We start from the raw sequence: 12,246 nt of genomic DNA, 5'->3' as shown, positions 1-12,246 counted from the left end.
GTCAGGGCTTCATTGGCTTCCATCCCGTTCACCACCCTCTTCAAGGTCTTTCTGAATTCGACAGTGAGGGAGTAAAATCCTTCCTAATACTGGAAGATCACTAATTCAATCTATATAGACCATTGCGACAAGGTGTTTTCGAACTCCGACCTGGGAACTACAGAATCACCTACTTTTACTGGAAAGGCGAAGCCGTATGTTTGACGGTGTTTTCCAAAACAACGAATCAAACACCAAAACCGGAATTCGACCGAGCAGTAGCAAGGATGAAGGACTGGAAAAGACGGAATCCTTAAGGTAGGTAAGCGGGATATGGGGAGTGTTGGAATACGCTCCCTGAGTGCCTAGCTCAAAATGAAGGAAGTGCATATGTCAATGCCAGATGAACGCCCTCGCCGTTCATGGAAAGAATTAAAATCAAATTTAAAGGCCCATTCTAAAGAAGAAGTCGAGGAAATCTCTCAATTAGCTTATTTAGTTAATGAATTAGTCAAACGCAGGAAATCACTTGGATTAACGCAGAGTGAAGTTGCCACCCGAGCCGGCATCACCCAAGCACAAGTCGCTAGAGTGGAGAATTCACACACAATCCCATCGTTGGAAACAGTGATCAAGATTTCTAATGCACTCGGTCTCAAGATCGGATTTGAAGAAGCAGCTGCAAGTTCCCTTAGTGTCGCTTCTGTGTAGCCAGCACAGTAATATCAACTTACATCCATAGATATTTAAAGGGCCACCCTTACGGGAAGGCCCTATTTTTTTACAAAAGATACTTGCTTTTCATAATGTCATACACTTGGTCTAACTAGTTAAATGCCAGTTCCGTATTTGCATCATTTTCTTGTGCTAGGTAAACGTGGCTTGATTCGCAACTTTATAATCAAGGGTTTCCTTGTCTGATTACCACTCGGCCACGGAGCCGTCGAAGTTGCGCCATACCGGGTTGCGCCATTGATGGCCGATTTTCGCCATTTCGCGAACTTTTTCTTCGTTCACTTCAATACCTAAGCCCGGGGCGGTCAAACGTGACACATAACCGTTCTCGTAGCCGAATACGCCCGGGTCGGTCAAATAATCGAGCAAGTCGGAGCCTTGGTTATAGTGAATCCCCAAGCTCTGCTCTTGAATAAACGCATTTGGCGAGCAGAAATCAAGCTGCAGCGACGCAGCCAGCGCAATTGGTCCGAGCGGGCAGTGCGGTGCAATCGCAACGTCATATGCTTCGGCCATAGCGGCGATTTTGCGCACTTCCCAAATGCCGCCTGCATGGCTGAGGTCCGGCTGGATAATGTCTACGCCGCCTTGCGCCAGCAAATTTTTGAAATCCCAACGCGTAAACATCCGTTCGCCGGTAGCGATCGGAGTGCTTGCGCTTTTGGCGATTTCCAGCAGCGCTTCATTGTTCTCCGGCAGCACCGGCTCTTCGATGAACATCGGCTTGTAAGGCTCCAATTCCTTAATGAGCACCTTGGCCATCGTTTTATGAACACGGCCGTGGAAGTCGATGCCGACGCCCAGCTTGTAGCCGACCGCTTCGCGAATCGAAGCGATCCGTTCCACCGCTTGCTCAACCTTCTCGTGAGTGTCGATCCACGCGAGCTCTTCGGTGCCGTTCATTTTGACCGCGGTGTACCCTTCAGCGATCTTCTGTTTTGCCGCTTCCGCTACGTCGGAAGGCTTATCGCCGCCGATCCAGACATAGACGCGCATTTTGTCGCGTACTTTACCGCCGAGCAGATCGTATACCGGCACGCCGAGTCTTTTGCCTTTGATATCCCACAGCGCCTGCTCGATCCCGGAGATCGCGCTGGTCAGAATTGGGCCGCCGCGGTAAAAACCGGCACGGTACAACACTTGCCAAATATCTTCGATATTGCCGGCTTCTTTGCCGATCAAGTACTCGCTCATTTCCTCTACGGCCGCACGAACCGTATCCGCCTTGCCTTCTACGATTGGTTCGCCCCATCCGACAATACCGTCATCGGTCGTAATTTTCAGAAACAGCCACCGCGGCGGCACTTTAAAAAGCTCCATCGTTCTAATTTTCATATTCGGTTCCTTCTTTCCTCTGTTTATTTGGGATCGTCCGAACGGGCCGGACGTTCTTTCTTTAATTCGTCAAGCATGTCTTCCAGATGACTTTTCATCAGCGTGCGCGCTTGCGTCGGATTACGCTGTATAATCGCCCGCGCAATCAGGTAATGATAACTTGCCGCCTTCTCGTCCATCCCGCTCCACTTCATCGATCGGCGCCGGCTATCGACAAGCAAATCGCTAATCCGGTCCATCATATGGAACATCACGTCATTCTGAGCCGCTCTTGCGATCCACTCGTGAAACAGCATGTCCTCCCTTAAAAAGGGTTCCCCATGCTCCACTTTTTTCTTCATCGTCTCAGCCGCGTCCATAATCTGCTCCAGTTGCTCTGGCGTCCCTTTCTCGGCCGCCAGCGCGGCAAGTTCGGGCTCGATAATGATCCGGGCTTCCGTTAGCTGCACAAGCGAAGCGCGCTCCAAAAAATCAAGCCGGTCGCTTGGCGTGTCCGACAGATCGTCCTGCACGAATGTGCCGCGCCCCTGCTCGATCGTTAAGATCTTCTGCTTGCCCAATATACGGACGGCTTCGCGTACGGACGAGATGCCGACACCAAGCTCCGCCGACAATTGCTCAAGCGGGGGGAGCCTCTCTCCATGCTTCCATTCGCCGGACTTGATTCTCCGTTTGATTTCTTCATAGACGGTTTCGTAAGTCAGCTTTTTGCCCATCTTCTCCGGCTGCATTCCTTTCTCGAAGCGGTGATGAGTTAACACTCAAATTCATATGATCTATTTTAATAATAATAAAATTCATCTGATGTTTCAAGATAAAAAATGATCTTTTTTGAAACGACCCACCCGGCAACTGCAAGCCATAACCACCACGTACTATAGAAAAAAACCGAATCCCAAAGGCAGGATCCGGTTTTACAACGTGTATATTAAAACTAAACCAAAATCATCTGCTGCTTAACGGTTGGATTTGCCGCATCAAATAAATCAGATCGTCACGGTTCGTTACCCCGTCGAGATTGATGTCCACAGGTGTCTGCACCCATACCAATACGTCGTTGATGGTGACGGTCCCGTCGTGATTCAAATCGACATAACCCAATGAAGGATCGGCGAGACGCACTACGTTTAAGCTGTACGTTTTATCCGCCCCGTTCTGCGCCGTTACACGAATCTGGAACGTATTTACTCCCAACGCCAATTGCGGGATTGTGATCGTATTGCCCTGATACACCGCACCCGTCACCGACATGGACGAGCCCGAATCGCTTAAAGCGACCGCCAGCTCAAGCCGGTTGATTTCGTAATGGACGCTTAGCGCAAATGAATCACCGGTACGCTGCAGCGGCGCCGACTGGTACATAACGGCGGCAATGTCGGCGTTGCCGGAACTCTGCCGTGTAATCGTAAGTGTGTAACTATTTTGCTGACCGGAATCGGTAGAGCTCACTACAAACGTAAGCACGGTTGCTCCGACCGGCAAATACACTGTGCCTGTGACCGAAGTACTTCCGTTCTGCAGTTTAAGGCCGGGAGCCGTCACTGCCGCCGAATAAACAACACCGCTGACGCTGTTATCTACCGTTACGGCATATTGGTATACACCGGGAACAAGCGTAATATTTCCGAGCATGCTAACAAATAAGCTGCTTAATTCCGGAGCCGGATACGTTCCGTAATAATTCCATGTTGCAATGGGGCTGTCCAATCTGTTTGGTGCGGCCGCAAATACTTTAAACGTGCTACTTCCAGCGCCTATGACCGGCTTTGCTGCGACATCGTAACGGAAGCCATGTGTCCTCGACGGATTCGTTCCATCCAACGTGTAATAGATCTCTCCCCCTTCTTCAGACGGAATCATCGTCATTGGGGTACCTGCCACGATAGCGCCCGGCTGAGGCGTTACCGATATGGAAGCTTGCTGTGCCACAAACAGCCCGTATGTCGCCGATCGGTCGATTGATGCGTAAGCAACTCCATTTTGCACTGTGGTTGGGAGATAGATCCAGCCCTTCGACGAGTCCCAATAAAAAATACCCAGCTTGCTTAAATCCGCCCCGGCCGTATTCGAGAAACTTAACATGGCAGGATGGGAAGAGTTCAAAACAATCCCGTTTACCGTCAAATACACCGCACTGCCAACGGACTGCAGCCCTGTTCCGCTCACGTTCGGCGAGCTGGCGTCCAGCCGAACCGCTGCTCCGGCAGATAAAGCGGAAGGCTCGAAAACAAGACGCATGCCTTCCGCGAACTGCACCGTCCCATCAGCAGGAACCTCTATGTACTCTCCCGTCGAGGCCGAATTTTTCAGCACCTTGACCGTGAAATTTTTGGAGTTGCTGTAGACGTCTTTCGTCACTGTTGCGGTTAACTGGACAATCGCATCATCCCCGTTGTATGGCGGTCTCGATACTACTCCCGAGTTAGTCACAACAGCGCTATTGTCCGATATCCAGGTTACGCTTGTATCGTATATCCCGGCGGACGGCAGCGAAAGATGGGTAGTGACATTGTCCAAATCGGGATTGGTTCCGCGAATCGTGCCAACCGATATGACCGATAAGGCGTCATCCACATCCAGCTGCGGCGAGGGGTCCCGAAACTCCAGCGTCCCGTTTAGAAAGTCGTTGTAATCATAGTTGCTGCCATACACATGAAAACCGTACAACTCTCCGGCATTTACTTGAAACGAAACGTCGCCCCGTTCATCAAATCCGCCTGACACCACACTGCCGTTCGGCAGCAGCGTCGTCTCTGTGACGGTATTGTCGGCATGAACAACAAATGCGCTAAGCCCCGCCTTAGCTTGAAACCAAGCATGCAGACCGGAATAATGCCAGCGGTAGTGAATCGTTCCCGTTTCGGCAGCTTGCCGCTGCAGCGTCCAAGTAATCCCGTTAAACACGGCGGTATCTTGATATGCATAAGTAAGCGTCGTTTTGTAGGTTGCCTGATCCACGGTAACGTTTGTTGTGCCCGGTCCGGAGACTTGCCAACTCCCGGTCCCTCCGCCTTCCGTTCCGGCCGATTGAGCCGAAACCGATAATGACAAGCACAACAGCAGCAGCAACCCGCCCAGCAGCGCCGATGCGCATTTTACCCGAAAAAGCCAGAATTCTTTCATAGAACATGATCCTCTCCTTAATCACAGGGCCTTGATGAGAACCGTCCCTCAGGACAAGCACTCGCCCCCAAAAGCGTCTCCATTTCATTGAACGGTAGCTTTTCGTGTTGTCGGACCCCTTCTATTATACATGAATCCTGACTATTCCAGGCCGAATTTGAAAAATATTATCGAATTTGAATGTGCTGCTCGTAGCGCTGATTAGGTACGATCAAATAGTGAGAACGGCCTGGAATCAGCCCAAGCTCGACTTTATCTTTATACAAGTGAAACTTGTCCTCAGCGCTTTTTCGAGTCCACTCAATCACCTGCGCTTTGCCCTTCTGCACCAAATAACCTTGACCGGAACCAATTAATGTGATGTCACGCCGCCCTTCATTGTCCAATACTTTATGATCGGCGCCAAGAATGACCACGTTTTCCGTTTCCAGCTGCCGGTTATTGTCCAAATCCAGATGCGCCGCGCCGTTAATTAAGCGTTTGTACACCTGTTGATCAGGGTCATACCGGTACGATACTTTGTAGCTGTCCAGCAAAAAGGTCACGTCGATTTGTGTGCCGGGCTGCGTGCCTTCAACCGGCTCGGCCTCAGCTTGCTTAAATACGGCACGGTCTTCCGGCTGCTCGCGAAACGTCAATTTTCGCGCGCCCTGCTCCAGCTTGGATATATCCGTATACAAATTGTGCGGTGCTTTACGGAATGACTCCCTCCAGAAAAACCGCCCGGCGTTGGTTATTTCGTCCAAGTGGTCGATCCCTTCCTCTTCCAGCTTCGTATAACCGTCGGGGCTGCCCCCGGCATGCACCTGCAGCGCATCGTAAATTTTGCCCAGATCTATGAAATAAGGACGAATGCTGCGGACAGGACCGACCGGTTCGGCAAAAGCCGGATGACGATAAATCGCGGCAATTCGCGTCACCTCCCCTTCCGCCAAACATTCGTACAATACATCGGCATAGCTGAGACCGGATTGCGGTCTGGCGGACGGGTGATTATTGATAAGCACCATGATCGGGCGGACCGTTTCTTTGACGGCATGCGCCGCTTCGTTTTGCGCCGGCCCCGGCGGATGAACGTTCAATATCGTACTGTCAGGAGGAACCGGGGCGGTTACCTCGATGGCTTGCTTTTCTGCCGGCGCACATGACGCTAGCATGGCAGTTAGGGCGATGAGAGCTGCTCCCGCGGAATAAATCGATTTGTTCACTTCGGCTGAATCTCCTTTCTAGCAATTTCGAATCGAATTATTTTATGCTAGATACGGTTATCTTATTCTAGCCTCCGGCTGATAGAGAAAAGACCGGCTGCCTCGTTTGAGGAACCGGTCTTGGAAAATTAGCTGGAAGAACTTGAGCTGGAGCTTCCGATACCGCCTTTGGCGGAGGAGCCGCTGCTGATTCCGCTGGACGACTTGGCAGGTGCAGCACTCTTTACGCTGCTGGAGGAACTGCTGGCCGCAGGTTTGGACGCCGGCGCCGCTGCTGCGCTGCTTCCCTTTGAAGAAGATGAAGCAGACGCGCTGGCGCTCGACGATTTGGGAGTCGTCTGGGCCGAAGAAGCTGCTGCGCTATCAGATGATTTCGTCGTAAACGAACCTGATCTGGCGCTGGTGGTAGGAGCCTCCGGTTTGGCCGGCGCCGTAGCAGGAGCCTGCTTGGCCGGCGGCGCAGTGCTCGCCGTTGATCGCGGCGCCGTTCCAGTAGCTGCGTTATTATGAACGATCGCGGTTGACCTGTTGTTCACCGGTGTTGTGCCGTGGACCATACCGTTACGCAAATAATACGGTGCCCCGTTATAATAGTACACTGAAGAATTGGATGCCCGGTTGAGCGTGCTTCCGTCGTCATCGCATACATCGTCGTTGTCGTCATCGCGGCAGTAATTGCCGATGTTATCGGCCGCGATTTCCTGCCCGTCCTGCCCGTCCTGCTCGGCCTGCCCGTCTTGCGCCTGTGGAATTGCCTCTGCGGCCGATTGTACGGGATTCGCCATGGGCGGCTTAGCCGGAGCACAGCCGGTGGAGGCCGTAACGGCAGCAGCCAGAAACAACCCCGCCATCACTCTTATTTTTTGCGGCGTTTCCGTGCGGTTAACGGAATTGCTCATTAGTGATTCCCGCTCCTTTCTCACTCGTGCTGATCTACTAACTTATACGCGGCAAATATGGCATTTGTTTCAAAATCATTCACATATCGTTATTTTTCATGCTATCATTAGCTGCAAAAACAAACGTTTCTTCCAGAACTTTGTCGAATTCGAAAGGAGCTTGACACATGACCAACAACTATCGGTTCCGCACGTACGAGGACCGTTTTCAGCTGTACGAGCTATCGGAGGCATCCACACGTTCTTCATTTACGATCGCGCCTCAGCGGGGCGGCATAGTCATCAGCTTGGTGCTGCATGGAAAGGAACTGCTGTATTTGGAGCAAGCCACTTTGTATGATGAAACCGCCAATATACGCGGCGGAATCCCTGTACTGTTTCCTATTTCCGGGTCGCTGCAGCAGGGAGAATACGACTGGGAAGGCCGCACCTATACGATGAAAAACCACGGTTTTGCCCGTGATCTTCCTTGGGAAGTGACTGCGGTCAATACAAACGATAGCGCGTCGATCACTCTCCGCTTAAGCAGTAACGAGGAAACGTTGGCATCGTACCCCTTCAACTTTGAGCTCAGCTTTACTTACGTTCTCCGGCAAGGGACCTTGAGCATTTTTCAGGAATACCGCAATCTTGACGGTCACAGCATGCCGATGTATGCCGGATTCCATCCATATTTCCGTGCGGAGTCAAAACATCTGGTTTACGACTCGGACGCAAACACAATGTTCGACATGAACGACGGGACGGAGCGGCCTTTTGACGGCACATTGGATATCACCGACAAGAAACAAGCCGTCCAATTGCTCGGAGCAAGCAGAAACGATATCGGCTTTGCCGCGGAGAATGGGAGCCCTATCCGCATGAGTTACGGTCCCGAATTCCGCTACACGGTTGTGTGGTCCATACCCGGGCAGCCGTTCATCTGCGTGGAGCCATGGATGGCAAGACCGCTGGAAATGAACCGTAAGCAGGACCTGACCTGGGTGCCGCCTCACAGCACTTTGCGTACGCACCTTGCCTTAAAGCTGGAGTGATACGCAGATCTCCATGATACGAACAGCTTTTATAAGGATGCTACTCCGGATAGTCGCCACTGAAAAGTGAACGCTGCATGAGCGAATCATGCTTCCGATCGCCAATTGTCTCTAAAAAAAGAGGCCGCAACACCCTGCACATACAGAGGTTTGCGGCCTTAACTATTCATTCAGTTTACTTTATCAATGCCGGGATAAATCGGACCGGTTTGACCTTGTCAGAAGGTCTGAAAAATCATTAGCCGAGGTAAGGGCGAATCTGTTCAGCGAACTTCTTCAGCAGTTCCTTCGAGTCATATTTGCGGCTGAAATCTTCCACGCCGATATAACCGTCGTAGCCGACCGACTTCAGATCGGCAAATACTTGCGACCACGAAACGATACCGCCGTCAATCGGTTCCCATACCGATTCCCATTCGATCGAACCGTCTTCGCGTTGGCCTTTTTTGACCCAGCCTGTATTTTTGATATGAACGTGCGCCAAGTAAGGTCCGAGCAGTTCCAGACCCATCCGGAAATTCTCGTATCCTTCGTGAATCATGTTGCCCGGATCAAACAAGACGCCCACCAGGTTCGGGTCCAAACCGCTTACGAGACGGTGTGCAAGTCCCGCGCTAGGCGCGATGGTCACGTGATGAGTTTCGATCATGCTTCTAATGCCGTATTTTTGCGAAAGCTTCTGAACGCCTTCCAGGTAACGGACTTCCAGCTCGTACAACTCGTTGTAGTTTTTGCTGCGGTCGTAGCTGGGAACGCCGGCACGGATCATTTTGGCGCCCAATTTTTGCGCTACTTCCAGCACCCGCTCCGTTGCGGCAAGATCGCCGGCCGTCAAATACGGAACTACGCTGACGGTTTCCAGACCGTGCTGCTTCGTAATGCTGGCGAAACGCTCCAGTTCTTCATCGCTGGCAGCAGGATCGATCGAGCACAAGTTGCGGCGCCAGAAGGAAGGTTGCTCGTTTTGCGCATCTGCAGGAATGTCTTTGAAACGCCATTCAATACCGTCAAGACCTGCGTCTTGCGCGGCTTGGGCCAGCTCTTCCGGCGTTAAATCCGGAGTTACTACAGAAAATACGGATAGCTTCATGGATGAGTCCTCCCATAACTAGAAATAGGGCTGCTTAAGTAGCCCCGCATATTGTCTATTATACCAATCCCCCGCCAAATTTACTATGCACACGTTAACATTATTTTTGTTTAAAATCATTCCTTTATACTGGAACGCAGTGGTATGTATTCAAATCCGAACGCCATCGGCGTTTTATTACAACAAAAGTCCGCAGATACTTCCCCGCGGACTCATCCAAACATCCAAGCGCTTAAACTAAGGGTTCCCAGCTGATACTCCCGATGCAACAATCGCGCTTTTTTTCCCGAATCGGCTGCCCCCATAGCCAGCAGCAGCGGCACAAAATGCTCCGGTGTCGGTACCGCCTCACGGGCATACGGGCCCCGCAGCTCATAATCAAACAATGCTTCAGTATTCCAAGTTTCCAACTGCTCGGCCAGCCATTCGTCATACTCAAGCGCCCATCTTGCCACACCGGCAGAACTCCAATTCAGCTTGCTCAGGTTGTGAACCGTTCCTCCGCTCCCGATCAACAGCACATTCTCGCGGCGCAGCGTCGCCAGCGCTCTGCCTATGCGATATTGCTCTTCCGGTGTTAGGCGCGGATTGACCGACATCGCAACGACAGGGATGTCCCCGTCAGGGTACATAAGATTAAGCAGCGACCATGCGCCATGATCCAGACCGCGATGGTCGTCCATTTCGCTCGATATTCCTTCAGCCGTCAGCATCTGCCGTATTTGCAGGGCAAGCGCCACATTGCCTTTGGCCGGATATTCGATCTCATACAGCGATTCCGGAAAACCGAAAAAATCGTGGATCGTTTCATATTGTGGCGCCGCGGAAATCAGCTGGGTCCGGCTCTCCCAATGGGCGCTCCATAAAACGATGGCGTACGGACGCGGCAGTTTGGCCGCCAGCATCGCCAGCAGCCTTGTATATTTGAGCTCCTCTGTAACAAGCGTCGGCGCACCGTGCGCCAAAAACAACGAAGGCTGCATGCCTACCGCTCCTCTTCATCTTCTTGCCATCGATCTATTTGGCTGCCCGCATGTTCCCATGCCAATTGGATACACTATCGGGTACGATCTCCATACACCGTTCTTTTCTTACATATACAGCAAAGAAACGGTATTTGCAAATTCACTGGAGGAGGACAGCGAAATGCATACCTTTTCTTATTACTTTCATCATTACTGGTTATCCGCCGTTCTTATTCTAGGGACAATCGGGGCGATCGCATTTGTTTATTTTAACCGTGACAAGCTAATGATCTGGGGAGACGACAACCGGAAACAACGATAAATCCCTGCTGTTTGTTCCATTTTCAGACGTCATGTTTGTTTTTTCTATACTTCGGATCGGTCAGCCCCAGCACGATAAAAAATCCGGCAATTACCGCAAACACAGCGCTGCTGAACAATAAGCTTAACCAAAACATACCGCTCACTCTCCTTTGTACATCTTATGCAGGGAGTAAGCGCTTGCGAATCATGATTTCAATTCCCGGTGAATAAAAAATTCTTCTCAGCGAATACGAATTCTAGACGTCACCTCTATCATAAAAGGGGCTTGTTTTTCGATTTCCTATTCCTTGACTATATATAACAATATCGATATAATTATAACAAATCCGTTATAATTGGTTCGAAAAAGAATATCCGAGAAAGGCAGCGGTGCGTCCAATGTACAAGATTCTCCACTACCAGGATGCCCATGGTTTTTGTCCTTTCGAAAGTCATATCACTTAATTGAACGAAAAAGCTAGGACGGACAAAAAAGCGCGCACCATGCTTAAGAAAATTGTCTACTGTCTTGGTATTCTCCAAGCGGAGGGTAGTCGTGCTGATGAGAAATTCACTAAGCAAATTGACGGTGATCTCTGGGAACTCCGCGTCAGTGATGAGCGCGTGTTCTTCTTTTTGTGGGATGGCAATCATATTGTACTCTTACATAGTTTCCGCAAAGAGACAAACAAAACGCCAAAGGCTGAAATTGAGAAAGCGAAACGTGAGATGGCCGACTGGCGCAAACGAAATGGGCGTAGAGGGGAGTAATAATCCCCTCCCTCTCCAGGGAGTCCAGATTGAGAGAGAATACCTAAAGAGCACCCCATGCCAAGCAAAAATCTATAGGAGGATTGTCAAATGGAGCAAAGAATAAGAGAAAGTAAACGACGAAGTTATCATATACCCCATGTTTATATAAGTTGCACCAAAGACTTCCAGGAAGAGCAGAGTGCAGTGGAGAAAGGGAATTGTCTTGCCAGCAAGTTTTGGCTTTGAATTCCTACCATCCGAAGGCCCATTAATAAAAGGAATTCAAAACAAGATGTTTGAAGCGGGCAAGATAATCCCTTTCGGAATGGAGCGGACTTCCAAACCATTGGTTCAACTCATATAGAAAGAAATTCATAAAGAATAGCAAGCCTATCAGATGACACCAACATATTAAGTAAGAATATACTTCATTTTTTAAAAAAATCTTGTGTGAGGAGTCTCTAAATATGAAAAGTTGGGACGATGTGAAACGGACTATTTCGTCGATCCCAGACGATGAACTGATGGCCATCGATTTCGCAGCAACGTTGGTCGCTAAAATAATCATTAGACGTAAAGATTTGGGCTGGACCCAAGCCGAACTCGCTAATGTAGCAGGGTTAAAACAATCCGCAGTGGCGCGGATAGAAAGTGGAGCGACTGTTCCGCGAATTGATACGATACAGAAATTAGCTAAGGCTGTCGGCTTCAAACTCGATTTGGTTATCGATGAACAAGCGGCTGCAATAATCGCATAGCACTAACAAATAAAAGCTCTTCCATAGCTAAAACACACTATGGAAGAGCTTATATATTATCGGT

The 12,246-nt window shown here is 50.3% G+C and carries 13 protein-coding genes; 6 read left to right on the top strand and 7 right to left on the bottom strand.

Annotated features, from left to right (window positions below):
* The first annotated feature begins 122 nt into the window (after window positions 1-122).
* Complete coding sequence (locus EYB31_RS41655) at window positions 123-296, top strand: type II toxin-antitoxin system RelE/ParE family toxin (protein ID WP_420819503.1); 174 nt, start codon at window positions 123-125, stop codon at window positions 294-296.
* 73 nt (window positions 297-369) lie between these two features.
* The gene (locus EYB31_RS38935; RefSeq protein WP_165452840.1) at window positions 370-690 is read left to right on the top strand and encodes a helix-turn-helix domain-containing protein; all 321 of its coding nucleotides are present in this window, start codon (window positions 370-372) and stop codon (window positions 688-690) included.
* Window positions 691-900: 210 nt separating this feature from the next.
* On the opposite strand, the gene dgoD is transcribed toward EYB31_RS38935, so the two are convergent.
* The 5 genes from dgoD to EYB31_RS38910 form a co-directional block, all read right to left on the bottom strand.
* Window positions 901-2,049: a galactonate dehydratase gene (gene dgoD, locus EYB31_RS38930; RefSeq protein ID WP_131018993.1), complete on the bottom strand. Its 1,149-nt coding sequence runs from the start codon at window positions 2,047-2,049 to the stop codon at window positions 901-903.
* 23 nt (window positions 2,050-2,072) lie between these two features.
* Window positions 2,073-2,810 carry a FadR/GntR family transcriptional regulator gene (locus tag EYB31_RS38925; RefSeq protein WP_240763221.1) on the bottom strand — a complete coding sequence of 246 codons (738 nt, stop codon included), beginning with the start codon at window positions 2,808-2,810 and terminating at the stop codon, window positions 2,073-2,075.
* 184 nt (window positions 2,811-2,994) lie between these two features.
* Window positions 2,995-5,172 carry an immunoglobulin-like domain-containing protein gene (locus EYB31_RS38920; protein ID WP_131018991.1) on the bottom strand — a complete coding sequence of 726 codons (2,178 nt, stop codon included), beginning with the start codon at window positions 5,170-5,172 and terminating at the stop codon, window positions 2,995-2,997.
* Window positions 5,173-5,339: 167 nt separating this feature from the next.
* The gene (locus EYB31_RS38915) at window positions 5,340-6,380 is read right to left on the bottom strand and encodes a DUF3048 domain-containing protein (RefSeq protein WP_131018990.1); all 1,041 of its coding nucleotides are present in this window, start codon (window positions 6,378-6,380) and stop codon (window positions 5,340-5,342) included.
* Between the two features lie 128 nt (window positions 6,381-6,508).
* Window positions 6,509-7,279 (bottom strand): hypothetical protein, encoded by a 771-nt coding sequence (locus EYB31_RS38910; protein WP_131018989.1) that lies wholly within the window; start codon window positions 7,277-7,279, stop codon window positions 6,509-6,511.
* A gap of 167 nt (window positions 7,280-7,446) precedes the next feature.
* On the opposite strand from EYB31_RS38910, the gene EYB31_RS38905 reads away from it, so the two are divergent.
* Window positions 7,447-8,313 carry an aldose epimerase family protein gene (locus EYB31_RS38905; RefSeq protein WP_131018988.1) on the top strand — a complete coding sequence of 289 codons (867 nt, stop codon included), beginning with the start codon at window positions 7,447-7,449 and terminating at the stop codon, window positions 8,311-8,313.
* Between the two features lie 238 nt (window positions 8,314-8,551).
* On the opposite strand, the gene EYB31_RS38900 is transcribed toward EYB31_RS38905, so the two are convergent.
* Together EYB31_RS38900 and EYB31_RS38895 are read right to left on the bottom strand one after the other, a co-directional pair.
* Window positions 8,552-9,403, bottom strand: a complete 852-nt coding sequence (locus EYB31_RS38900; RefSeq protein WP_131018987.1) for a sugar phosphate isomerase/epimerase family protein — start codon at window positions 9,401-9,403, stop codon at window positions 8,552-8,554.
* 212 nt (window positions 9,404-9,615) lie between these two features.
* Window positions 9,616-10,386, bottom strand: coding sequence for a DODA-type extradiol aromatic ring-opening family dioxygenase (locus tag EYB31_RS38895; RefSeq protein ID WP_131018986.1), 771 nt, complete (start codon window positions 10,384-10,386; stop codon window positions 9,616-9,618).
* 163 nt (window positions 10,387-10,549) lie between these two features.
* Between EYB31_RS38895 and EYB31_RS40555 the strand changes: the two genes are divergently transcribed.
* The 3 genes from EYB31_RS40555 (at window position 10,550) to EYB31_RS38885 (ending at window position 12,182) form a co-directional block, all read left to right on the top strand.
* Window positions 10,550-10,690 carry a hypothetical protein gene (locus EYB31_RS40555; RefSeq protein ID WP_165452839.1) on the top strand — a complete coding sequence of 47 codons (141 nt, stop codon included), beginning with the start codon at window positions 10,550-10,552 and terminating at the stop codon, window positions 10,688-10,690.
* Window positions 10,691-11,175: 485 nt separating this feature from the next.
* A complete protein-coding gene (locus tag EYB31_RS38890; protein ID WP_240763220.1) occupies window positions 11,176-11,442 on the top strand; it encodes a type II toxin-antitoxin system RelE/ParE family toxin in 267 nt (88 codons plus the stop codon).
* 449 nt (window positions 11,443-11,891) lie between these two features.
* Window positions 11,892-12,182 (top strand): helix-turn-helix domain-containing protein, encoded by a 291-nt coding sequence (locus EYB31_RS38885; RefSeq protein WP_131018985.1) that lies wholly within the window; start codon window positions 11,892-11,894, stop codon window positions 12,180-12,182.
* Window positions 12,183-12,246: the final 64 nt, after the last annotated feature.

The organism is Paenibacillus thalictri (genome assembly GCF_004307995.1).
Lineage (GTDB): Bacteria > Bacillota > Bacilli > Paenibacillales > NBRC-103111 > Paenibacillus_AF > Paenibacillus_AF thalictri.
This window is presented reverse-complemented; position numbering and strand designations above follow the sequence as displayed.

Bases quoted from the DNA above. Each gene is read 5' to 3' on its own strand.
- EYB31_RS38935 (WP_165452840.1), top strand. From the start codon at position 370: ATGTCAATGCCAGATGAACGCCCTCGCCGTTCATGGAAAGAATTAAAA.
- dgoD (WP_131018993.1), bottom strand. From the start codon at position 2,049: ATGAAAATTAGAACGATGGAGCTTTTTAAAGTGCCGCCGCGGTGGCTG.
- EYB31_RS38920 (WP_131018991.1), bottom strand. From the start codon at position 5,172: ATGAAAGAATTCTGGCTTTTTCGGGTAAAATGCGCATCGGCGCTGCTG.
- EYB31_RS38890 (WP_240763220.1), top strand. From the start codon at position 11,176: ATGCTTAAGAAAATTGTCTACTGTCTTGGTATTCTCCAAGCGGAGGGT.
- EYB31_RS38895 (WP_131018986.1), bottom strand. From the start codon at position 10,386: ATGCAGCCTTCGTTGTTTTTGGCGCACGGTGCGCCGACGCTTGTTACA.
- EYB31_RS38885 (WP_131018985.1), top strand. From the start codon at position 11,892: ATGAAAAGTTGGGACGATGTGAAACGGACTATTTCGTCGATCCCAGAC.
- EYB31_RS38905 (WP_131018988.1), top strand. From the start codon at position 7,447: ATGACCAACAACTATCGGTTCCGCACGTACGAGGACCGTTTTCAGCTG.
- EYB31_RS40555 (WP_165452839.1), top strand. From the start codon at position 10,550: ATGCATACCTTTTCTTATTACTTTCATCATTACTGGTTATCCGCCGTT.
- EYB31_RS38900 (WP_131018987.1), bottom strand. From the start codon at position 9,403: ATGAAGCTATCCGTATTTTCTGTAGTAACTCCGGATTTAACGCCGGAA.
- EYB31_RS38910 (WP_131018989.1), bottom strand. From the start codon at position 7,279: ATGAGCAATTCCGTTAACCGCACGGAAACGCCGCAAAAAATAAGAGTG.